The following is a 22,551-nucleotide window of genomic DNA, read 5'->3' on the forward strand; positions in this document are numbered from 1 at the left end:
ACCGCAGTACGATGCTGTGCTGCACGTGCTGGCTTAGGCTTTGCCCATGAACACTCCGGCCGACACTGCCGTCGTAGGCGTCGCAACGACCCGAAAGCAGGTATTCGCCTGGGGTATCTGGGATTGGGGATCGGCCGCGTTCAACGCGGTGATTCTGACGTTCGTGTTCTCGGTGTACCTCACCGATGCGGTGGGCGACGATCTGCCCGGGTCGATCTCGGCGACGTCGTGGTTCAGTTGGGCGATCGGAGCAGCAGGCGTCGTCATCGCGATACTTGCGCCTGTCTCCGGCCAACGCTTCGACGCCCGTGGCCGCCGAAAGCGCTCGTTGGCGTTGTTGACCGGACTCACTGTCGCGTCGATGGCCGGCTTGTACTTCGTCGCCGACGACTATCACTACCTGTGGCTGGGCCTGGTGCTGCTCGCCGCAGGCTCGATCCTGTTCGAACTGGCCAGTGTTCCGTACAACGCCATGCTTCGTCAGGTCTCCACGCCGGCCAACATCGGCCGCGTGTCCGGATTCGGTTGGTCGATGGGGTATTTCGGCGGCATCGTTCTGCTGTTGATCTGCTACTTCGGTTTCATCACCGGTGACGGTGACACCAGAGGACTGTTCGGCATCACCACCGACGGCGGCATGAACATCCGGCTCGTCGCCCTGCTGGCCGCGGTGTGGTTCGCAGTCTCCGCGATTCCCGTCCTGCTCACCGTTCCCGAACTGCCGTCCACCGAACAGGAATTAGGCACCGCCAAGGCCGGAATGCTGGAATCCTACAAGGTGCTGTTCCGCGACCTGCGTGAGCTGTGGACTGCCGACAGGCGCAGCGTCTACTTCCTGATCGCGAGCGCGCTGTTCCGCGACGGTCTGGCCGGGGTGTTCACGTTCGGTGCTGTTCTTGCGGTGAGTGTCTACGGCATCAGCTCGGCAGACGTGCTGCTCTTCGGCGTCGCCGCCAACGTCGTCGCCGGTCTGGGCGCGGTGACCGCCGGCCGATTCGACGATCGATCCGGACCCAAATCCGTCATCGTGTTCTCACTCGTGTCGATGATCGTCGCGGGAATCGTGCTGCTGTTCGTGTCCGGCCCGGTGCTGTTCTGGGTGTTCGGCCTGGTGCTGTGTCTGTTCGTCGGGCCGGCGCAGTCGTCGTCGCGGACCTACCTGGCGCGTCTGGCACCACCGGGGCGCGAGGGTCAGTTCTTCGGTCTGTACGCCACGACCGGCCGTGCAGTCTCGTTCCTCGCACCCACATTGTTCGGGCTGTTCGTGTGGCTGTTCGACGCGGACCGTGCGGGCATCGGTGGTCTGCTGGTCGTGTTGTTCGTCGGGTTACTCGCGTTGCTCGCAGTGAAAGCGCCCGACAAGGTCTGATCTCACGACACCCTCGACTGGGCGACCCGCCGCAGGATCTCGTCGGCCAGTCGGTCCGGGGCCTCCTCCGGAATCCAATGCGAGATTCCGTCGAGTTCGACGAATGTGTAGTCGGCGTCCACGTGTTCGCCGCACAGTTCGGCGCCCGCACGGCCGATGGCCGAATCCTGATTGCTCCACACGTAGGTCGTGGGAACGGTCACCGGTGCGAGGCGTCCGAACTCGTTCGTCATCGCCCGATACCACTCCAACGCCGCGGTCAGCGCCCCCGGCTCCTGCAGGTGCCGGACGTAACGGTCGTCCGGGCTGCGTTCGGAGAACATGGCCCTCAGCCGACGTGCATCGTCTTCGAGCAGCACCTCCTCGGCTTTGCCTGCCTGTCGCAACAGCCCCATGTAGGTCGAGCGCTCACGCTGGTCCGCGTCCTCGCGGAGAGCCTGATTGAACGCAGCGGTGTGCGGCACGGACACCGCGACGAGCGAACGAACGCGTTCCGGGTGCCGCGCTGCGAGTTGCCACGCCACCGCGGCACCCCAGTCGTGTCCGACGACGTACGCCGACTCCAGGCCGAGTGCGTCCAGTATCCCGACGATGTCGCCGACGAGATTCTCCACGCGGTAGGCATCGGTGCCGAGCGGACGTGCGCCCGGTGAGTATCCGCGCTGGTCGGGTGCGATGGTGAACAAGCCGTGTTCCACGAGCGTCGGCGCGACCCGATCCCAGCACGCGTGAGTCTGAGGGAACCCGTGCAGCAGCACCACCGGTTCCGCGTTCGCCTCGCCGGCGATCGACACGTCGAACACCAGATCGTCGACGGTTACTTCGGTCATCGTCATGTTCGGTCCTCTCAGCTGAGGTCGAGTGCACCTCGGGTCGAATCAACCGTGGTTCGATCTCCAGGCTCCCATGCCCAACACCACGAGGCGGACCTGCTGCTCGGTGCGAGCCAGGAGTTCGCGTTCGCTCGAGCTGCCGGGGCGGTCGATCTCCAACAGGCCGACGGTGGCGGTGAGCATGGTCGAGACGATCAGATCCGCGGCCATCTCCAGATCGCTGATGTCCCAGGATTCGAGTCCTGGCATGCGGGCGAGGTCGATGGTCAGTTCGCTGACGAACATGCGGAGCTCGGTCGCGAATGCGCGTCGTACCTCGGTGACTCCGCCGTAGCGTTCGCGGGCGATGAATCGGAACTGATCCTCGTGTGAGCGAACGGCGCGCACGAGGATCCGGAGCGATTCGGTTGCGTTCTTGACCGTGGGATCCTTGCGCGCGTCCCTCAGCATCTGACGAAGCGTCCGCATCGAGTCCTCGACCAGAGCTACGCCGAGATCTTCCATGGACGCGAAGTGTCGATAGAACGCAGTCGGCACTATGCCGGCCGATCGTGAGACCTCGCGCAGACTGACGCTCGCGAACGACCGGTCGCGCAACAGATCCAGGGTGCCGTCGATGAGCGCTTGTCGTGTGCGTTCCTTGCGTTCCGCACGCGTACCCGGTTCTGTCACATGTTCGAGTTTATTGCTGTCCACTCTGTGACCTCCTCCGGTCTCGACGTCGTCTCAGGGCGAGTGTGATCCAGGACACGTGCGCCGTGCTATGTCGGTGCCATCACTTTCACGTTGACAGATTCCGGTACGGATCTGCCACACTGGGATTCTAGTGCACAGACGTACACTGAAGAAGTTCCTCGAACCGGGAGGCGAGATGGCAATTCAGCAGAAGTCTCGACAGTCAGGCATTCGCCGCAAGTTTTCGCTGCTTTCCCTGTTCGAGGCCATGGCAACGCCTCACGCCCTCGACCGTTACCTCGAGCTCGTCGACCCGATGACCACGGTAAGGGATCTTCGGGCAGAAGTGACGGATGTACACCGGTCCACTGCCGACACGGTCACCCTCACGTTGCGCCCGACGCACCAGTGGAGGGGCTTCGAGGCCGGCCAGTTCGTGCAGGTCGGCGTCGTCATCGACGGGGTGCGCCACACACGGTGCTACTCGCCTGCATGTTCGCAGTACCGCGCCGACGGTCTCATCGAACTGACCGTCAAGGCGCATCCGGAAGGCCTTGTCTCGCAGTATCTTCACGCGAACGCGCAGGTGGGCCTCGTCGTCAGCCTGTCGCAGGCCGACGGCGTGTTTCACCTGCCGACGCCTCGTCCGGAATCGGTTCTACTGATCAGTGGCGGAAGCGGGATCACGCCCGTGTTGTCCATGTTGAGGTCGCTGCTGGACGAGGGGTACAGCGGCGACCTCACCTTCCTGCACTACGCCTACTCGGAAAAGGACGTCTCGTACCGCGCCGAGTTGGAGCAGATCGCAGCCGAGCACGATCGAGTCCGAATCGTCCTGGCGTACACGGACCAGACGAGTGGGGGAGACCTTCACGGGTTCTTCGGAACCGAGCACTTGAACGCCGTGGCACCGTGGTTCGCGGAGGCTCGGACGTTCCTGTGCGGTCCGCCGGGACTGATGCGGTCGGTCCGGGGCGTCTACGACGATCTCGGACTTGCCGACCGACTCCATTTCGAGGAGTTCGCCGCGCCGGCACCGACCGCCGACGCCGATGCAGACGGAGACGTCAACTTCTCCGGCAGTGACGTCGTCGCAACCAACTCGGGAAAGACCCTCCTCGAACAGGCGGAGGACGCGGGCCTGACGCCGTCCTACGGCTGCCGGATGGGCATCTGCTTCACCTGCACGTCGGTGAAGACCTCGGGATGCACCCGGAACGTCAAGACCGGGGAGACCGACACCGAACCGCACAAGAAGATCCAGATTTGTGTGTCGGTCCCTGTCGGTGACGTGGAAATCGAAATCTGACCGACCCGACCGACAATCTTCGACAACCGAAACGGAGAGTGTTTCAAATGTTCGGAATCCCACTGCCCTCACTGTCTTTGCCCTTCTTCGGATCCGCGGAGAAGCCCGAGGCGCTGCCACCGACGGTCCTGTCCTACGAGCAGGTCCAAGACCTCGGCCGCGAGCTCGACGAGCTCCGTGCTCGCACCGTCGCCAAGCTGGGCGAGGAGGATCGCGAATACATCTACAACATCGTCAAGACTCAACGCGGCCTCGAAATCGCCGGTCGGGCCATGATGTACCTGCCGTTCCTGCCTCCGGTGTGGCTCGCCGGAGTCGGCGCCCTCGGCGTCTCGAAGATCCTCGACAACATGGAGATCGGCCACAACGTCATGCACGGCCAGTACGACTGGATGCGTGAGCCCGGCTTCAACTCCGAAGTGTTCGAATGGGATACCGTCTGCCCGGCCGACCAGTGGAAGCATTCGCACAACTACATGCACCACACGTTCACCAACATCGTCGGCAAGGACCGCGACATCGGTTACGGAATCCTGCGGATGGACGAGGGCCAGAAGTGGAATCCGTACTACCTGGGCAACCCCGTCTATGCGTTCCTGCTGATGACGTTCTTCGAGTGGGGCGTCATGCTGCACGACCTCGAAGCGGAGAACATCGTCCAGGGCAAGCGCAAGTGGCACGACGTCAAGCCTTTGCTGCAGGGAATGTGGCGCAAGGCCGGTCGTCAGGTACTCAAGGACTACGTGATCTTTCCGGCGCTGTCCGGTCCCTTCTTCGTCACCACACTGGTGGGGAACGTCGGCGCCAACCTGATCCGCAACCTGTGGACCTACTCGATCATCTTCTGCGGACACTTCCCGACGGGGGTGCAGACCTTCACCGAGGACGAGACCGCAGACGAGTCGCGTGGCGAGTGGTACGTCCGTCAGATGCTCGGATCGGCGAACATCGAGGGATCGCCGCTGTTCCACATCATGTCCGGCAACCTGTCGCACCAGATCGAGCATCACCTGTTCCCGGATCTGCCTGCGCACCGCTACCCGGAGCTCGCCCCTGAGGTGAAGGCACTGTGCGGCAAATACGGCCTTCCGTACAACACCGGCGGTTTCTTCAAGCAGATCGGTACCGTGTGGGGCAAGATCTTCAAGCTCGCATTGCCGGATTCTCTGACCGGATCGAAGCCGACGGTCGGTGTTATCGTCGAGCGCAAGAAGGTCGCGGCCTGACGTGGCCGGCGCCAGCGGACCGAATACCGAATCAGGGGTGAACGTCGTGGTCGGCAAGTTCGAACGCAACAAGGACACCGTGCAGGAATTGACGGAGTCCGCGGCCACGCACGTCGGCCGGATCGCCGTCATCATCGCCGGGGCGGTGCGGGACGTGACCCGGGAGATCGGGGATCTCATCTCGGACGGCATCGAGATGCGGGAGGCTGCGAAGAAGGCCCGCGAGGACACTCCTGCAGGCAGGGTCATCAACGGCGAGTTCGAGAACAGGTAGCAACTCGGCCGCGGCGGCACAATCGACCGAGTCTCGGACGCCGGGTCGTTCGCCCTTCACCGGGGCGAGCGGCCCGGCTGTTCGCTGTCTCGGGTAGAACGTTCCGGAAAAAACAAACTTCAAGAATGTTTGTACCTCCATTTTCATACCTTCGGACCGCTCGATGAGTTACCGTTACTTCACGAACCACACAAGCGGTAGGAAAGGCGGCTCGACATGCGGTTGGACACTTCGTTCACGCATTCCCCCGGCACTGTTGTCACCGAGGTCCCTCGCGGACGGTCATCCGCGTTGGAAGGGCGCAGCGGTGCTGTCGTCGACCGTTGCCTTCGCGCCGGCCGGCTCCCGGCCCCTGCCGAGCTCGAACCTGTCCGTCGCGCCGCGGAAGACCTTGCGCGCGAGGGGGTGCCGCTACGGGACGCGCAGCGATTCGTCCACGCCGCGGCCACCGCTGGACTCAAAGGCAGTGTCGCCGAGGTCGATCGATCCGGCGTGGTCGACAACGCAGTGTTCATGATGCGAGTCCTCGAATCTCTCGGCAACGCAGTCTCGGCCGCGTACATGGAGTTCTGCCGTCAGGACCCAGGGTCCAACGGCGAGCGCGTTGCCCAATTGGTCGACCTGCTCGTCGCGGACGACCCCGAAGCCCGTGGGATTGCGGAACGTAACGGAATCGAGGTGGCCACGGAATACGACGTGATATTCGTACGGTTCGTCACCGCGGCGTCGGACGCCGATAGGCCGGGCGCCGCCAGGACCGACGTACGCTCCGTCGACAACGCGGCCTTGGCGGCGGCGGAAAGCACGATGGCTGCGGCCTCGGGCGTTCGCGGACCACTGCTGTCGCTGACCACGGGCGGGGGAGTCGTCCTCGTTCCGTCGTCGCCCGCAAGCGTCGTCGAGGATTGCCTGACCAGGCTCGCCGCGACTCTGCACGTCGATACCGTCGCGGCCACGGCACGGGGCACTCTCGGTTCGTTGAACGGCGTACTCGAACATTGCCGCGAGTTGGTGGATCTGGCCAGGTCGCTGCGCATGGAACCCCGTCTGTACCGGACGAGCGATCTTGCTCTGGAGTACCAGCTCTCGCGGCCGGGCCCCGGCCGTTCGCGGTTGCGTTCGGTGATCGCGCCTCTCGACGGCTTTCCGGAGTTGATGCATACCCTGAAGACCTTCGTCGGCAGCGAGGCCAACAGGCGCGCAAGTGCGAAACTGCTGTACGTACACCCCAATACGGTCGACTACCGCCTCAAGCGGATCGAGCAGCTGACCGGCGTGGACCCGCTCAGTTCCGCGGGCCTCATGTCGTTGCATGCTGCACTCGTCGTCGATTGTCTGTCGCGGGCAAACGAACCGGGCGGGGCCATGTCGGACATGGTTGCCGAGGCATCCTGATCCGCACCCGCGCCGACGAGCGTCGTGCGCGGGGTCGATCGCCAGGGCGGTGCCGATTTCTCGGTCCGGCACCGCCAACGTGCGCCTGGCTCAGGCCACCAGGTGGGGGTACTCGGCGCTTCGGTGTTGGAAGGCGAGAATGTCCGGGTTGACCAGCGCGCCGTCGCGGATCTCGATGGATCGACGAATGGTCGCGTCGGCGTCCCAGCTGGTCGGTCCGCCCAGGACGGTGCCGATGTACGGCAGCAGCGACTCACTGATCTCCCAGGTCGCCGAGTCCCACAGGTAAGACGGGCTGTGGTCGACCGCGTAGTACCGAACGTTGTCGCCGACAGTGAACATGGGAGCGTCGAAGGACGTGGGGCGGGCCCACTCGAACCCCATTCCTTCGTCGCACGAGACATCGACTATCAACGTGCCCGGATCGATCGAGTCGAGATCCTCCGTGCGCAGGAACGTCAGCGGGGCATTCGTGTTCTGCAGTACGCAGTTGACGATGATGTCGTGGTCGCCGAGGAACTGCGACAACGGAATTCGGCCTTCGTCGGTCAATGCACGGCTGCGCCGTGGGTGTTCGCCGTCGAGATCGAAATTGACGATGCGTGCCGAGTGAATGGGCGAACCGACAGCAGTGACACCGCGCTGAGTGAGTACGTCGACCTCGTGCACGCCATGGGCGTTCAGAGCTGTCACCGCACCCCGCGCCGTCGCACCGAAGCCGATCACCGCCGCGCGTAACCGGCGCCCGTAGTCTCCGGTCGACCCGATCAACTGCAACGCGTGCAGCACCGAACAGTAACCGGCCAACTCGTTGTTCTTGTGGAACACGTGGAGATTGAACGAGCCCTCCGCGGACCAATGATTCATCGCTTCGAAGGCCACGAGCGTCAGCTTGCGGTCGATGGCCACCTGAGTGAGCTCGACATCCTGGACGCAATGCGGCCAACCCCACAGGATCTGACCTGGGCGAAGCGACTCCAGGTCCGACGCTTGCGGTTTCGGCAACAGAACGACATCGCACTCGGCGATCAGCTCCGTGCGCGAACGGATGCCTCCGGTCGACGCGGCGATGTGGTCGTCGGAGATCCCGAACGGAAGTCCATACCCCGCCTCGAAGAACATGCGGCGTCGTAGCTCGTCGGGAATGCGTTCGAGATGATGCGGATGAATCGGGAGGCGACGTTCGTTCGGCTTCGACGACCGAGACATGACGCCGAGGGTGAGCTGGTGCACGGTGGCCCCTTCGGTTGTGCTCAGTCAACCACACGTTCGGCAGTGCGCATTCGCACGTGATGCTGCCCGTAGGCGCAGGATCGACCGGGCTCGCACCGGATTTCGGATCGGATTTCCGGTCGTACCCGTTGCCCTTCGTCGACCCGCCGACCGAGCAGGTAGACTGATTCACCGTGCTCGGACCCGTCCGGGCCACGCCTCCGTAGCTCAGGGGATAGAGCAAGGGCCTTCTAATCCCTTGGTCGCAGGTTCGAATCCTGCCGGGGGCACCGAGAACACGATCGACGATTCGTCGCCCGCTGCAACGGGCATAGTCGGTGGAACACGAACACCGTGGCGCTTCTACATCGCGAGCGCCCGGGTCCGTGCTCGGACGAGAGGATTCTGTCGATGAGAGATGTCCTCGACGAGGTGATCGCGCTCTGGCGTGCCGGGGTCACCGCAGGCGTCGGGACCGTGGTTCGCACGTTCGATTCCGCTCCGCGACCAGCGGGGGCGTCGATGGTCGTCGGACCGGACGGAACAGTCAGCGGCTCGGTGTCGGGTGGATGCGTCGAAGGCGCGGTGTACGAGGCCGCGACGGCTGTGATCGCATCGGACGCACCGGTCCTCGAGCGATACGGTGTCAGCGACGACGACGCGTTCGCGGTGGGGTTGACCTGTGGCGGCACCCTGGATGTGTTCATCGAGCCCATCTCGCGGACGACGTTCCCCGAACTGGGAGCCGTCGCCGACGCGATCGCTGCCGAGCGGCCGATCGCAGTCGCAACCATTGTCGGTCATCCGGATCCGGCTCGCCTCGGACGGCACCTGGTGATCGAGGAGAACGCATCGTCGAGCACGTTCGGAACCGACCGACTCGATGCAGCCGTGATCGACGACGTGCGTGGACTTCTGGCGTCCGGGCGCACGGAGACGCTGACGTACGGACCGGAGGGGGAACGTCTCGGCGTCGGCATGGAGGTCTTCGTGTCGAGCTACGCCCCGCGGCCGAGAATGCTCGTGTTCGGTGCCATCGACTTCGCGGCTGCCGTCGCCCAGCAGGGCGCGTTTCTGGGATATCGAGTGACGGTGTGCGACGCACGGGCACGGTTCGCCACGGCGCAGCGATTTCCAGCGGCGGCTGAGGTCGTCGTCGAGTGGCCGCATCGGTATCTCGCCGACCAGATTGCCGCTGGAAGAGTCGACGAACGCACCATCGTGTGTGTGTTGACCCACGATGCCAAATTCGACGTGCCGTTGCTCGAGGTCGCGTTACGTCGGCCACAGTTCGCGTTCGTCGGAGCGATGGGGTCCCGTCGTACCCACGACGACCGCGTCGCCAGGTTGCGTGACGCGGGACTGACCGAGGCCGAACTGGCCCGGTTGTCCAGTCCGATCGGGCTCGACCTGGGGGCGCGTACTCCCCAGGAGACGGCGGTCTCCATCGCAGCCGAAATCGTTGCCAAGCGGTGGGGCGGCAGTGGCGCCCCTCTCGCCGGTGGAAGCGGACGGATTCATCACGATCTTCCGGTGGGCGAGGTCACACGATCTACGACGTAGCGTAGGACTTTCCGGCGCTCGCGCCTTCACCAGGCTCGAATCCGGCAGGGCGCCGGCTACGGGAGCACTCGACACCTCTTACTCTGGTTGTCATGGCAGCACCAGACGTCGAGACCGTCGAGACACCACCGGCCGAGTCTCCGGGGACCGCATCGACCTCCGTGTTCGTGACGGCAGGATTGATCGGTGCTGTCGTTGCAGCGCTCGTCATCAGTCTGTCCGCGTCGGACGCGCTCGTTCTCCTCGGTATTCCCGATCCCGGTCCGGCCACCACGTACGGGCTTCCCGCCATCCGTGCCATCGGCGAGATAGCGGCGTCCATCGCCATCGGTTCCTTCCTGCTCGCAGCATTCCTGGTGCCGCCGCAGAAGTCCGGAGTGCTCGATGTCGGCGGATACCGCGCCGTACGCACCGGATCGGCTGCGGCGATCGTGTGGGCTGCGTGCGCACTGGTACTCGTCCCGCTGACCTTGTCGGACACGTCGGGTCAGCCGTTCACCGTCGCAATCCAACCCAGCAACCTGTGGGTTGCCCTCGATCAGGTGGAAATCGCCGGAGCCTGGCGTTGGACGGCGATTCTGGCCGTGGTGCTCGCGATCGTCTCGCGGGCGGTACTGCGGTGGTCGTGGACGCCGCTGCTTCTGCTCTTCGCGCTCGGTACGTTGATGCCCATCGCGCTGACCGGGCACTCCTCGTCGGGAGGTTCGCACGACGTCGCCACCAACAGTCTGATCCTGCATCTCGTCGGTGCGACGCTGTGGGCGGGCGGCCTCTTCGCCGTTCTTGCTCACGCCCGACGCCGGGGCGCACACACCGACGTCGCGGCCAGGCGGTTCTCGGCCGTGGCAACCGTCTGCTTCGTCGTGATGGCAGCCTCCGGTGTGATCAACGCTCTGGTTCGTGTGTCCGTCGCGGACCTGTTCACGACGCTCTACGGTCGGTTGATTCTGGCCAAGGTTCTCGCCCTCGTCACGCTGGGATTCTTCGGGTGGATCCAGCGGCGCAGGTCACTACCTGCTCTCGCATCCGACCCGTCGTCCCGAGGTGCGCTGATCAGGTTCGCCGGGGGAGAAGTTCTCGTTCTCGCGGCCACGATCGGCCTCGCGGTCGGCCTGGGTCGGACTCCGCCGCCGTCGGACGTCGACCCCGATCTCTCGTTGTCCGAAGCAGCTCTCGGGTACGACCTCCCGGATCCGCCCACCTTCGCCCGGCTGATGTTCGATTGGCGGTTCGACCTCATCTTCGGAACGGCCTCGATCGTACTGGCCGTCGTGTACCTGCTCGGTGTTCGGCGTCTCCGTCGACGAGGCGACGCATGGCCTGTCGGGCGGACGATCTCGTTCCTCCTCGGGTGCGCGACGATGCTCGTGGCCACGTCCTCCGGCGTCGGCAAGTACTCGCCGGCGACCTTCAGCGTGCACATGGGCGCACACATGGCGTTGTCGATGCTGGTGCCCGTTCTGCTCGCACTCGGCGGCGCCCTCACGCTCGCCCTGCGTGCATTGCCGGTAGCGGGCAAGGACGGGATTCCCGGTCCGCGTGAGTGGCTTCTGCAGGCGCTGCACAGCCCGGTCTCGCGATTCCTGACGCACCCCGTCGTCGCGGCGGTTCTGTTCGTCGGCGGCTTCTACGTGCTGTATCTCGGTGGCATCTTCGGTGCCGTGCTGGACAACCATTCGGCGCACCTGCTGATGAACGCGCACTTCATTCTCAGCGGTTACCTCTTCTACTGGGTCGTGATCGGTGTCGACCCGTCGCCGCGGCACATCGAACCCATCACCAAACTGGCCATGGTCTTCGGATCGCTTCCCTTCCACGCCTTCTTCGGCGTCGCGTTGATGAGCATGAACACCGTCATGGGTGGCTGGTACTACCGCACGCTCGGCTTGGACTGGAACGGCGATCTCATGGGCGACCAGAAGTTGGGCGGTGGTATCGCCTGGGCCACGGGCGAGATTCCACTCGTCCTGGTTATGTTGGCCCTGCTCATTCAGTGGTCGCGCAGTGACGATCGCAACGCCAAGCGCTCGGACCGCGCCGCGGACCGCGACCACGACGCAGACCTGGCTGCACACAACGCAATGTTCGCCGAGCTGGCACGACGCGATCGGGACAACGGGCGGTAACTGCATTCCTCCGACAGGTCAGAGCGGATCCGCGGTGATCTTGGCGAGAATGCGCTGAAGATCGTGGCGCTCCGACGGGTCGAGGGTGTCGAACAACTCGACGGCCACCTTCGCGCGGGCCGCGTCGATGTCACGTAGTCGGACCCGGCCGGTGTCGGTGAGCGAGACGAGGACAGCCCGTCGATCGGCCGGGTCGTTCTCCCTCGCCACCAGCTCGGCGGTTTCGAGTGAGTCGACGATGTCGGTGGCCGACCGGGCCACGATGCGCAGGTGATCCGCCAAGGCGCGCAGTCGCATCGGGCGCCCTTCTCGTGCCAGCACGTGCAGCGCACGGCTCTGTGACGGGTTGAGTCCGAACGGTTCGAGCGCGCTCATGTGGGTATGGCGGATCCGCCGCGCGACGGCCATGAAGGAATCGGCCAGGTTCGGGGTGTCTCCCGTGTGCATGCCGACAGCATAGCCGCTTGATCGCAACCTCATAGTGAGGTAACCTCTCGTTTATGTTCGTCGACCCAGGAGGTCTTCTTGGTACGCAATCAATCGAAAGTCGCCGACCCGGCCCCCGTGGGTAGGGTTCTGGCGCTGTTCCGTCCCTACCGCGCACGCATCGCACTCGTCACCTCGATCATCGTCGTCAGTGCCGTCGTCGCGCTCGCTTCACCACTGCTCCTTCGTGAACTGCTCGACCACGCCATCCCTGATCGCGACGTCACGCTCGTCACGCTGATCGCGCTGGGCATGATCGCAGTCGCCGTCGTCACCAACACTCTCGGCGTAGTCCAGACCTGGATGTCCAACAGCGTCGGTCAGACGCTGATGCACGACCTTCGTGTCGCCGTCTACGGTCACCTGCAACGTCAATCTCTCGGCTTCTTCGCGCGCACCCGCACCGGCGAGGTGCAGTCCAGAATCGCCAACGACATCGGCGGAATGCAATCCGTCGTCACCAATACCGCCACGTCGATCGCTCAGAACGCCACGACGGTTGCAGCGACCGTCGTGGCTCTGTTCCTGCTCGACTGGCGGCTGGCGCTGTTCTCGCTGATCATCCTGCCGGTGTTCGTCCGCATCGCTCGAAAGATCGGCAACGAGAGACGAAAGATCTCGACGACCCGGCAGAAGCTGCTGAGCGAGCTGTCGGTTCAGATCGAGGAATCGCTGTCCGTCAGCGGCATCCTGCTCGGCAAGACGACCGGGTCGTCGGGCGTTCTCACGCAGCAATTCGCAGCGCGCTCCGACGAAGTCGCCGACGTCGAACTCAAAGCCATGATGGCCGGTAAGTGGCGCATGGCAAGCATGCAGATCAGCTTCGCCATCATGCCCGCGCTCGTCTACTGGTTCGCTGGAATCACCATCGGGAACGGCAGTGCGCTCACCGTCGGCACACTCGTCGCCTTCACGACCCTGCAAACTCAGCTGTTCAGGCCGACGATGCAGCTGCTGAGCACCGGCGTGGAAGTACAGAGTTCCCTGGCACTGTTCGGGCGCGTCTTCGAGTACCTGGACCTGCCGGTCGACATAGACGAACCGATCGCTCCGACCCTGCTCGCCCGAGAGGACGTGTGGGGGCACGTACGGTTCGAACACGTCGAATTCTCCTACGCCGACGCCTCACGGCCCGCGTTGTCCGACATCGACATCGACGTCCCCGCGGGCAGCACCCTGGCGCTCGTCGGATCGACGGGGTCCGGCAAGACCACGCTCGGATATCTCGCCGCGCGGCTGCACGACCCCACCCACGGCCGAATCACCATCGACGGCATCGACATCCGAGACCTGCCGACAGCTGTCGTCGCAGACCTGGTCGGCGTCGTGTCGCAGGAGACGTACCTGTTCCACGCCAGCATTCGCGACAACCTGCGGTTCGCGAAACCCGACGCAACCGACGCCGAGATCGAGCGCGCCGCACGGATCGCGCAGATTCACGATTTCGTCGTGGGCCTCGACGACGGATACGACACCGTGGTCGGGGAACGCGGCTACCGATTCTCAGGCGGCGAGAAGCAGCGTCTCGCGATCGCGCGCACGGTACTGCGAAACCCGCCGATTTTGATACTCGACGAGGCGACCAGTGCGCTGGACAACTCGACCGAGCGCGCCGTGCAAACCGCCCTCGACGAGCTGATGGTGGGGCGCACGACCATCATCGTCGCCCACCGGCTCTCGACGGTCCGGGCCGCCGACCGCATTGCCGTCCTCGACGGCGGACGCGTCGTCGAGATCGGTAACCACACCGAGCTCGTCGACAAGGGTGGTCGATACGCCGACCTGGTACACGCATCCGGCGACTCCGCGCACAACGACGTCTCGGAATCGGTCGCGGCGTGAACTTCTCGTGCCGAGGAGCTACCCTCGCGACACCGGCGAGAGGAGATCGACGATGTTCTTGACCGTCGTCGATCGAACTACCGCCGAGATCGAGGTGAAGAAGTCGCGATTTCTCGCAGTCGTGGCGCGGGCGGACACGGAGGACCGCGCACGAGCCGTGATCGCGGCCGCTCGACAATCGAACAGCGCTGCGAGGCATCACTGTTCGGCATTCGTCGTCGGCGACCTCCCCGGTAGCCGAATCACGCGGGCCAGCGACGACGGTGAGCCCAGTGGTACCGCCGGAACACCGATCCTCGAGGTGTTGACCGGACGCGAACTCACCAATGTGGTCGCCGTCGTCAGCAGAATCTACGGCGGAACGAAACTCGGCACCGGAGGGCTGGCGCGCGCGTACGCCGGGGCGGTCGTCGAAGCTCTGGCGACGGCCACGGTGCGTCGCAGGGTCCAAAGACGCCGTGTGAGAGTGGAACTCGATCACGCCGACGTCGGCAGGATCGAAGCCGACCTGCGTGCGCGAGGGATCGACATCGTGTCCGTCGACTATCTCTCCACGGCGGTGTTGACGCTCGCGGCAGCGGAGTACGCCATGATCGAAAGTGCCCTCGCGGGTTCCACCGCGGGCAGTGCCGAACCGGTACGACTGGGCACCGACTACGTCGACGCAGCCGTATAACACGGCACCCCGACACCCCTCACCGTGAACCGGCGTTCGAGAGTCGGTTGTCCACAGGTACAGGCCCCATCCACAGATTTCGTTTCGGGGCACCGCAGGGTCGATTTTCGCGGCACAGTTCGACGTGGGTCGAGTGGTGCTCGGCCGAACACCGAAGCAAGGGGGACGAACATGTACGAGGCACAATGTGCGGTGGTGGGGACCGTGATCACCAACCCGGTCAAACGATCGACCGCATCCGGCGACGAAGTACTGAGCTTCCGGATGGCGAGCAACGCGCGCCGTCAGGATCGCGCGACGGGCGAATGGACCGACGGCGGGACGCTGTTCCTGACGGTGACCTGCTGGCGCAGGCTGGTCAAAGGCGTCGGAGGATCGCTCATGAAGGGCGATCCGGTCATCGCGTACGGCCAACTCAGAACGAACGAATACACGACGAGGGAAGGAATCGAACGGTCCGCGGTCGAAATGACGGCGAGCGCAATCGGACCCGACCTCGCCCGGTGCATCGTCAAGGTCGAACGAGCCAGGACCGTGATCGGTGGCGAGTCGGACGAACAGAGCGGGGCCACGGAATCCGGAGATCCCGGCGACCTCCGAGACAGCAGCGACACCGAGGAAGCGGACGGACGTGAGATGGACGACGAGCCCGACTTCGACTCGTCGGACGCATCCGGAGGCGAGCGGACCGCCGCCGCTGTCTCGTAGGGGCCTTCCTGCGATGCGCGTGTCCGGACTCGATTCGAGGGTCGATCGGGTCCGGACCTGCATCGCGGCTGGATACGGCCGTCGTCGGTCGCGCGAGTCGGTCCGCGACGGCGATGGTGTCGGTGAGCCCTCGGACCGATAAGCTGGCCCACATGGCGGAATTCATCTACACCATGAAGAAGGTGCGCAAGGCGCACGGCGACAAGGTCATCCTCGATGACGTCACGATGAGCTTCTATCCGGGAGCGAAGATCGGCGTCGTCGGCCCCAACGGCGCCGGCAAGTCCAGCATCCTGAAGATCATGGCCGGGATCGACCAGCCAGGAAACGGTGAGGCATTCCTCGCGCCAGGCGCGTCGGTCGGCATCCTCATGCAGGAGCCGGAGCTCGACGACGCCAAGACCGTTCGAGAGAACGTCGAAGACGGACTCGGCGACGTGATGGTCCAGCTCAAGCGGTACAACGAGATCGCCGAGCTCATGGCAACCGACTACTCCGACGAGCTCATGGAGGAGATGGGTGAGCTCCAGGAGAAGCTCGACCACGCGGACGCATGGGAGATCGACTCGCAGCTCGAGCAGGCGATGGACGCACTGCGTTGCCCGCCGCCGGAATCGCCCGTCACCAACCTCTCCGGAGGTGAGAAGCGTCGTGTCGCTCTGTGCCGTCTGCTCCTGAGCAAGCCGGACCTGCTGCTGCTCGACGAGCCGACCAACCACCTCGACGCAGAATCGGTGCTGTGGCTCGAGCAGCATCTCGCTGCCTACGCCGGCGCCATCCTCGCCGTCACTCACGACCGGTACTTCCTCGACCACGTCGCCCAGTGGATCGCCGAGGTCGACCGCGGCCACCTCTACCCGTACGAGGGCAACTACTCGACGTACCTGGAGAAGAAGGCAGAGCGCCTCGAAGTCGCGGGCAAGAAGGACCAGAAGCTCCAGAAGCGACTCAAGGACGAGCTCGCCTGGGTGCGCTCCGGCGCCAAGGCGCGTCAGGCCAAGAGCAAGTCCCGTCTCGCGCGCTACGACGAGATGGTCGCGGAGGCCGAGAAGACTCGCAAGCTCGACTTCGACGAAATTCAGATCCCCAACCCGCCGCGTCTGGGCGACGTCGTCGTCGAGGTCAAGAATCTCGACAAGGGCTTCGACGGTCGCGTGCTGATCAAGGACCTGTCCTTCACGCTCCCGCGTAACGGCATCGTCGGCGTCATCGGCCCCAACGGTGTCGGTAAGACGACGCTGTTCAAGACGATCGTCGGACTCGAGGAGCCGGACGGCGGCGAGGTCAAGATCGGGCAGACGGTCAAGCTCAGCTACGTCGACCAGAACCGATCCGGTATCGACCCCAAGAAGACGGTCTGGGAGACGGTCTCCGACGGCCTCGACTTCATCACCGTCGGCAACTCCGAGTTTCCGTCGCGCGCCTACATCAGCTCGTTCGGGTTCAAGGGCCACGATCAGCAGAAGCCGTCGGGCGTGCTGTCCGGTGGTGAGCGCAACCGTCTCAACTTGGCGATGACGCTCAAGCAGGGCGGAAACCTGATTCTGCTCGACGAGCCGACCAACGACCTGGACGTCGAGACTCTCGGTTCGCTCGAGAACGCGCTCGAAGAGTTCCCGGGCTGCGCGGTGGTCATCTCGCACGACCGGTGGTTCCTCGACCGGACGTGTACCCACATCCTCGCGTGGGAAGGCGGGTTCGGTGACAACGAAGCCGCGTGGTACTGGTACGAGGGCAACTTCGAGGGATACGAGGCCAACAAGGTCGAGCGCCTCGGACCCGATGCCGCTCGCCCGCACCGGGTGACGCACCGCAAGCTGACCCGCGACTAGCCGCGAGCTGTCCGGCCTGTTTCGCCTACCGACGAGTACGCGAAACAGGCCGGACCACACGCCCATCGAGTGACGCCTTCCCCTATAGGCTCGTCGTTACGACGAAGAAGGTCCTCACAAGGGAGTGGTTCAACACATGCCGAACTCGGCGGGTACGACGGACATCGACTGGACGAGCGAACTGCCGGGGGAGTTGGTCACATCCCTGTCGCAGGTGAAGGCGGCGTACTTCGCGCACGTCGACTCGGCCGATCAGGACGGATCGATCGAGCAGGCCGAACGAACGATGTTCCGGCGTCACGTGCTACTCGCTGCGCGGCGTACCGCGGGGACCGCGAACATCCGCCTGTATCGCCCCGGTGCCGACAACTCCGACGGGACGTCGGGTGCGGTAGGGCTCGCACTGCAGATCGTCACCGACGACATGCCGCTGCTCGTCGAGTCCGTGGTGTCGCAGCTGTCTCGGATCGGAGTCGAGGTCAGCGACGTCGTCCATCCCATCCTCGACGTCACACGCGACGGCGACGACAGGTTGCTGTCCGCCGGATCGAGCAACGGGCCCGGTTCGGACGGGACGATCCGCGAATCCTGGATGCATCTGCAACTCAATCCCGCGGTGCCCGACGACGTCGCGGACACGGTGGAAGGCGCTGTGGCCGCGGTCTTGACCGATGTCCGCGAGGTCATCGCGGACACCGACGGGATGCGCCGCGTGCAGAGCGAGATCGCGGACGCATTCGAGGCCGCCGCCGCCGATTCCACGGACTCTTCCGCTGTTCAGCAGCGAGATGCCGCCGGCCTGCTGCGTTGGCTCGCCGACGGTCACTACACGTTGCTCGGTTACCGTCGCTACTCGGCCGAGAAATCCTCCGACGGATCCCTGACCGCGGTACCGGTCGCGGACAGTGGTTTGGGTGTGTTGCGGGACGATCACCGAATCGCTTCCGATACAAGCTCTTTGGATGATCGTAGCGACATCGTCACCCTCGTTCAGGGTTCCAGCCCAGCGACGGTGCACCGTGCCGTCTATCCCTACTTCGTGACGCTGTTCGACCCGTCGAATCCGGAGCTGGGGGAACATCGCTTCGTCGGTGTGTTCACCGTGACCGCGTTGCACGAGAACGTTCTCGACATCCCGGTGATCGAGCGGCGCGTCCGTTCCGCTGTCGATCGCGCCGGGTACGACCTGCAATCGTTCTCGGGCCAGGCGATGCTGGAAGTTCTCCAGTCCATGCCGCGGTCGGAGCTGTTCGCCACCGATGCGCATTCCCTGTACGAAACGGCGACGGCCGTACTTGCCCTGGGACGTCGGCGCAAGGTGAAGGTGTTCCTGCGCGAAGACGCGGGCGGATCGTTCGTGTCCGCGCTGGTGTACCTGCCGCGTGATCGCTACACCACACGGGTGCGACTGGCGGTGCAGAAGTGCCTGCTCGACGAGTTGGCCGGGTCCGGTATCGACTACACCGCCCGCGTCACGGAATCCGACCTGGCACTGCTGCACGTCACGGTCCGCCGGGACGACGAGCAGGCGTCCGCGCTCGATCTCTCGCGGGACAACGTCGACCGGATCGAAGCTCTGCTCACCGAGACCATCCGAACCTGGGAAGACGCGCTGTCGGAGGCGGTCTCGCGTATCGACTCGGCGGATACCGTCGTTGCCTCGCGCTACGCGGACGCGTTGCCCGAGGCCTACAAGCAGGACTTCCGGCCCGAGCGTGCAGTCTTCGACATCGTTCGTTTCGAAGCCCTGTCCGACGGCGCCATCGACATGCAGCTCTACCGAAACGCCGACTCCGAGGTCGGTAGCTGGCGGTTCAGTCTCTACATCGGAGGCAGGGGAGTATCGCTCAGCCAGGTGCTGCCCGTGCTGCAGAGCCTCGGTGTCGAGGTCGACGACGAGCGTCCTTATCCGGTGGTCCGTCCCGACGGATTGCAGTGTTGGATATACGATTTCGGGGTGTCCGCATCGCGCGAGATGTTGAACGCGGCGATCGACGGCGATCTCGATTCGGAGTTGCAGGGTGCCGGTGCGACCGATCGCGAATCGAGGGTCCAGCTGCGCTTCACCGATGCCTTCACGGCCGTGTGGGAGGGTCGGGCGGAGGCCGACAGGTTCAACGAACTGGTCATGCGGGCGGCCCTCGACTGGCGTCAAGCGATGATCCTTCGGGCGTACGCGAAATATCTGCGCCAGGCCAATTTTCCGTACAGTCAGTTCAACATCGAGGGTGTCCTGCTGTCGCACCCGCGGACCGCACGACTCCTGGTCGGGCTCTTCGAGGCGCAGTTCGACCCCGAGCGGGCGTCGGAATCCCGTTCCGAGGAACTGAGCGACGAGCTCCAGTCCTTGATCGACGAGGTCATCAGCCTCGACGCGGACCGGATTCTGCGATCGATCTTCGAGCTGGTCCGCGCGACGTTGCGCACCAACTTCTACGTGGTGGATGCGCACAGCACTCGGCGCGAGTTCCTCTCGATCAAGTTCGATCCGCAGAAGATCGCGGAACTGCCCAAGCCCAAGCCCACATTCGAGATCTTCGTCTATTCCCCTCGCGTCGAAGGTGTTCACCTTCGGTTCGGAGCCGTCGCCCGAGGCGGGTTGCGCTGGTCGGACCGTCGCGAGGATTTCCGCACCGAAATCCTTGGACTCGCCAAAGCTCAGATGGTCAAGAATGCGGTCATCGTTCCGGTGGGCGCGAAGGGCGGATTCGTCGTCAAGCGTCCGCCCGCGACCACCGGGGATGCTGCCGCTGATCGGACTGCGACGCTGGACGAGGGCAAATCCTGCTACCGGTTGTTCATCGCCGGGCTACTGGACGTCACCGACAACCTCGACCGTGCAAGCGGATCGGTGATCCCACCCGACCGCGTCGTACGCCGAGACCGCGACGACACCTACCTCGTCGTCGCCGCGGACAAGGGAACTGCGACGTTCTCCGACCTTGCCAATTCCGTTGCCGCCGAGTACGACTTCTGGCTCGGCGACGCTTTCGCGTCCGGCGGCTCGGCAGGGTACGACCACAAGGCGATGGGAATCACGGCGAAGGGTGCGTGGGAGAGCGTCAAGCGGCACTTCCGTGAAATCGGCGTCGACACTCAAACCGAGGACTTCACCGTCGTCGGCGTCGGCGACATGAGCGGCGACGTGTTCGGAAACGGAATGCTGCTCAGTCGCCACATCGGGCTGTTGGCGGCGTTCGACCACCGGCACATCTTCCTCGATCCGAACCCGGACAGGGCGGCGTCGTTCGCCGAACGTGAGCGTCTGTTCGGACTCCCTCGTTCCTCCTGGGCGGACTACGATTCGGCATTGATCTCGCGGGGCGGCGGAGTGTGGGACAAGACCGTGAAATCCGTTCCGATCAGCCCCGAGGCGCGCGCGGCGTTGGGGCTGGGGGACAAGGTGACGTCGTTGTCGCCCCCGGAGCTGGTTCGTGCCATCCTCACTGCTCCAGCGGACCTGCTGTGGAACGGCGGAATCGGTACCTACATCAAGGCGTCCACCGAATCGAACTCCGACGTCGGCGACAAATCGAACGACGCTGTCAGGGTGAACGGCAACGAGGTTCGGGCCACGGTCGTCGGCGAGGGCGGAAACCTCGGTGCGACGGCGCTCGGACGCATCGAGTACGACCTCGCAGGCGGACGGATCAACACCGACGCCGTGGACAACTCGGCGGGCGTCGACTGCTCCGATCACGAGGTCAACATCAAGATCCTCCTCGAGTCGGCTATCTCCGACGGTGTGCTGGACCGAGTCGAACGCGACGAACTCCTCGCGTCGATGACGGACGAGGTCGGCCGACTGGTGCTGTGGGACAACTTCATGCAGAACGAACTGCTGGGGACCTCTCGATTCGACGCGCCGTCGTTGCTCACCGTGCACCGACGGGTGATCGAGGACCTGGAGGAACGACGAGGGCTCGACCGCGAACTCGAAGCGTTGCCCAGCGAACAGGAGATCCGCACGCGGAAGTCGGAGGGCCGCGGACTTACCTCCCCTGAGCTCGCGACCTTGATGGCTCACGTGAAGCTGAGCCTGGAAAGTGATCTGTTGGCCAGCGAACTGCCGGACAGCGACGTGTTCGCCTCGCGGCTGCCGAAGTACTTCCCGGACGTTCTTCGCGAGCCCTACGCGAACGAGATCACCTCGCACCCACTGCGTAGGCAGTTGGTGGCGACCACGCTGACCAACGAGACCGTCGATCGGGGCGGCATCACCTTCGTCTACCGACTCGCCGAGGACGCAGGCGCAACGGGCACCGACGCCGTGCGTGCGTTCGCGGCTGCGACGGCGATCTTCGATTTGGACGAGCTGTGGAACGACATCCGGACGGCGGGCATTCCGACGGCGTCGTCCGACGAGTTGTTGCTCGAATCCCGACGGGTACTCGACCGCGTCGCCCGGTGGTTGTTGACCAATCGACCGCAACCCCTTGCCGTCGGCGCCGAGATCAGCCGGTACGCAGGCAAAGTCGCATCCCTGAGTGCCGTCGTCGGCGAGTACATCGACACCTATCAGGCACGCGACGTCGAGGCCCGCGTGCAGGCAGCCGTCGAACGTGGTGCTCCGAGGGAGCTCGCGTCCGCGGTGTATCGACTGCTGGACAACTACAGTCTGCTCGACATCATCGACGTCGCGGACATTACCGAACACGACCCCGCCGAAGTCGCCGAGCTGTACTTCGCAGTGGACGCGCACATCGGCATCGACTGGTTGCTGACATCGGTGTCCGGACTGGCCCGAGGGGATCGCTGGCATTCGTTGGCGCGGTTGGCGCTTCGCGACGACCTGTACTCCTCCCTGCGGGCGATCACCAAAGAAGTTCTCCTGGGCGGCGAACCGCACGAAAGTGCCTCGGAGAAAATCGCGGAGTGGGAATCGACCAACTCGTCCCGCCTCGCACGTGCTCGCGCTGCGCTCCGCGAGATCTCGGACTCGGGAACCCTCGACCTCGCTACACTGTCCGTCGCTGCGCGGCAGGTGCGCAGTATGGTTCCGTAGCATTTTCTGCCCGTAGCGTG

Annotated in this window: 16 protein-coding genes and 1 tRNA gene; 13 read left to right on the forward strand and 4 right to left on the reverse strand. The window is 64.5% G+C overall.

Translation table 11 applies throughout. The annotated features are described in order from the left end of the window. Window positions 1-46: 46 nt before the first annotated feature. Window positions 47-1,369, forward strand: coding sequence for an MFS transporter (locus CH292_RS18330; RefSeq protein WP_094655412.1), 1,323 nt, complete (start codon window positions 47-49; stop codon window positions 1,367-1,369). A 2-nt stretch (window positions 1,370-1,371) separates the two neighbouring features. Here the strand turns inward: CH292_RS18330 and CH292_RS18335 are convergent, their stop codons facing one another. Together CH292_RS18335 and CH292_RS18340 are read right to left on the reverse strand one after the other, a co-directional pair. After that, window positions 1,372-2,205, reverse strand: coding sequence for an alpha/beta hydrolase (locus CH292_RS18335; RefSeq protein ID WP_094626401.1), 834 nt, complete (start codon window positions 2,203-2,205; stop codon window positions 1,372-1,374). Between the two features lie 42 nt (window positions 2,206-2,247). Further along, window positions 2,248-2,874 (reverse strand): TetR family transcriptional regulator, encoded by a 627-nt coding sequence (locus CH292_RS18340; protein WP_019664783.1) that lies wholly within the window; start codon window positions 2,872-2,874, stop codon window positions 2,248-2,250. A gap of 199 nt (window positions 2,875-3,073) precedes the next feature. Here CH292_RS18340 and CH292_RS18345 point away from each other — a divergent pair, with 199 nt between their 5' ends. The 4 genes from CH292_RS18345 (at window position 3,074) to CH292_RS18360 (ending at window position 7,081) form a co-directional block, all read left to right on the forward strand. Beyond that, on the forward strand, window positions 3,074-4,186 hold the full coding sequence (locus CH292_RS18345) for a ferredoxin reductase (RefSeq protein ID WP_052059962.1): 1,113 nt from the start codon (window positions 3,074-3,076) through the stop codon (window positions 4,184-4,186). Between the two features lie 47 nt (window positions 4,187-4,233). Beyond that, complete coding sequence (locus CH292_RS18350) at window positions 4,234-5,412, forward strand: acyl-CoA desaturase (RefSeq protein WP_019664781.1); 1,179 nt, start codon at window positions 4,234-4,236, stop codon at window positions 5,410-5,412. Window positions 5,413-5,458: 46 nt separating this feature from the next. Further along, window positions 5,459-5,686, forward strand: coding sequence for a hypothetical protein (locus CH292_RS18355; protein WP_094655545.1), 228 nt, complete (start codon window positions 5,459-5,461; stop codon window positions 5,684-5,686). Window positions 5,687-5,902: 216 nt separating this feature from the next. Beyond that, complete coding sequence (locus CH292_RS18360; protein WP_019664779.1) at window positions 5,903-7,081, forward strand: CdaR family transcriptional regulator; 1,179 nt, start codon at window positions 5,903-5,905, stop codon at window positions 7,079-7,081. A gap of 90 nt (window positions 7,082-7,171) precedes the next feature. Here CH292_RS18360 and CH292_RS18365 read toward each other — a convergent pair whose 3' ends face one another. Then, window positions 7,172-8,290, reverse strand: a complete 1,119-nt coding sequence (locus CH292_RS18365) for a N(5)-(carboxyethyl)ornithine synthase (protein ID WP_218830187.1) — start codon at window positions 8,288-8,290, stop codon at window positions 7,172-7,174. Window positions 8,291-8,510: 220 nt separating this feature from the next. Between CH292_RS18365 and CH292_RS18370 the strand changes: the two genes are divergently transcribed. The 3 genes from CH292_RS18370 to CH292_RS18380 all read left to right on the forward strand — a co-directional run bounded on the left by CH292_RS18370 (window position 8,511) and on the right by CH292_RS18380 (window position 11,982). Then, a tRNA-Arg gene (locus CH292_RS18370) sits at window positions 8,511-8,583 on the forward strand. Between the two features lie 121 nt (window positions 8,584-8,704). Continuing rightward, on the forward strand, window positions 8,705-9,856 hold the full coding sequence (locus tag CH292_RS18375) for an XdhC family protein (RefSeq protein ID WP_179277998.1): 1,152 nt from the start codon (window positions 8,705-8,707) through the stop codon (window positions 9,854-9,856). Between the two features lie 92 nt (window positions 9,857-9,948). Further along, window positions 9,949-11,982 carry a cytochrome c oxidase assembly protein gene (locus CH292_RS18380; protein ID WP_094626404.1) on the forward strand — a complete coding sequence of 678 codons (2,034 nt, stop codon included), beginning with the start codon at window positions 9,949-9,951 and terminating at the stop codon, window positions 11,980-11,982. An 18-nt stretch (window positions 11,983-12,000) separates the two neighbouring features. Here the strand turns inward: CH292_RS18380 and CH292_RS18385 are convergent, their stop codons facing one another. Next, entirely contained in the window at window positions 12,001-12,429 is a 429-nt protein-coding gene (locus tag CH292_RS18385) for a MarR family winged helix-turn-helix transcriptional regulator (protein ID WP_020111695.1), read from the reverse strand. Between the two features lie 117 nt (window positions 12,430-12,546). Between CH292_RS18385 and CH292_RS18390 the strand changes: the two genes are divergently transcribed. The 5 genes from CH292_RS18390 (at window position 12,547) to CH292_RS18410 (ending at window position 22,531) form a co-directional block, all read left to right on the forward strand. Next, a complete protein-coding gene (locus tag CH292_RS18390; protein WP_094655415.1) occupies window positions 12,547-14,310 on the forward strand; it encodes an ABC transporter ATP-binding protein in 1,764 nt (587 codons plus the stop codon). A 52-nt stretch (window positions 14,311-14,362) separates the two neighbouring features. Further along, on the forward strand, window positions 14,363-14,986 hold the full coding sequence (locus CH292_RS18395; RefSeq protein ID WP_037158226.1) for a YigZ family protein: 624 nt from the start codon (window positions 14,363-14,365) through the stop codon (window positions 14,984-14,986). A 171-nt stretch (window positions 14,987-15,157) separates the two neighbouring features. Then, window positions 15,158-15,694: a single-stranded DNA-binding protein gene (gene ssb, locus CH292_RS18400; RefSeq protein ID WP_019664771.1), complete on the forward strand. Its 537-nt coding sequence runs from the start codon at window positions 15,158-15,160 to the stop codon at window positions 15,692-15,694. A 152-nt stretch (window positions 15,695-15,846) separates the two neighbouring features. After that, window positions 15,847-17,526, forward strand: coding sequence for an energy-dependent translational throttle protein EttA (ettA, locus tag CH292_RS18405; RefSeq protein WP_019664769.1), 1,680 nt, complete (start codon window positions 15,847-15,849; stop codon window positions 17,524-17,526). A gap of 136 nt (window positions 17,527-17,662) precedes the next feature. Next, window positions 17,663-22,531, forward strand: a complete 4,869-nt coding sequence (locus CH292_RS18410) for an NAD-glutamate dehydrogenase (protein WP_094655416.1) — start codon at window positions 17,663-17,665, stop codon at window positions 22,529-22,531. The last annotated feature ends 20 nt before the right edge of the window (window positions 22,532-22,551 follow it).

The sequence above is a fragment of the Rhodococcus sp. 14-2470-1a genome, assembly GCF_002259425.1.
GTDB lineage: Bacteria > Actinomycetota > Actinomycetes > Mycobacteriales > Mycobacteriaceae > Rhodococcoides > Rhodococcoides fascians_E.

Excerpts from the sequence above, each read along its gene's own strand:
- CH292_RS18375 (WP_179277998.1), top strand. The coding sequence starts at position 8,705 with ATGAGAGATGTCCTCGACGAGGTGATCGCGCTCTGGCGTGCCGGGGTC.
- CH292_RS18360 (WP_019664779.1), top strand. The coding sequence starts at position 5,903 with ATGCGGTTGGACACTTCGTTCACGCATTCCCCCGGCACTGTTGTCACC.
- CH292_RS18410 (WP_094655416.1), top strand. The coding sequence starts at position 17,663 with ATGCCGAACTCGGCGGGTACGACGGACATCGACTGGACGAGCGAACTG.
- CH292_RS18335 (WP_094626401.1), bottom strand. The coding sequence starts at position 2,205 with ATGACGATGACCGAAGTAACCGTCGACGATCTGGTGTTCGACGTGTCG.
- CH292_RS18395 (WP_037158226.1), top strand. The coding sequence starts at position 14,363 with ATGTTCTTGACCGTCGTCGATCGAACTACCGCCGAGATCGAGGTGAAG.
- CH292_RS18350 (WP_019664781.1), top strand. The coding sequence starts at position 4,234 with ATGTTCGGAATCCCACTGCCCTCACTGTCTTTGCCCTTCTTCGGATCC.
- CH292_RS18385 (WP_020111695.1), bottom strand. The coding sequence starts at position 12,429 with ATGCACACGGGAGACACCCCGAACCTGGCCGATTCCTTCATGGCCGTC.
- CH292_RS18345 (WP_052059962.1), top strand. The coding sequence starts at position 3,074 with ATGGCAATTCAGCAGAAGTCTCGACAGTCAGGCATTCGCCGCAAGTTT.
- CH292_RS18330 (WP_094655412.1), top strand. The coding sequence starts at position 47 with ATGAACACTCCGGCCGACACTGCCGTCGTAGGCGTCGCAACGACCCGA.
- CH292_RS18380 (WP_094626404.1), top strand. The coding sequence starts at position 9,949 with ATGGCAGCACCAGACGTCGAGACCGTCGAGACACCACCGGCCGAGTCT.
- CH292_RS18365 (WP_218830187.1), bottom strand. The coding sequence starts at position 8,290 with ATGTCTCGGTCGTCGAAGCCGAACGAACGTCGCCTCCCGATTCATCCG.
- ettA (WP_019664769.1), top strand. The coding sequence starts at position 15,847 with ATGGCGGAATTCATCTACACCATGAAGAAGGTGCGCAAGGCGCACGGC.
- ssb (WP_019664771.1), top strand. The coding sequence starts at position 15,158 with ATGTACGAGGCACAATGTGCGGTGGTGGGGACCGTGATCACCAACCCG.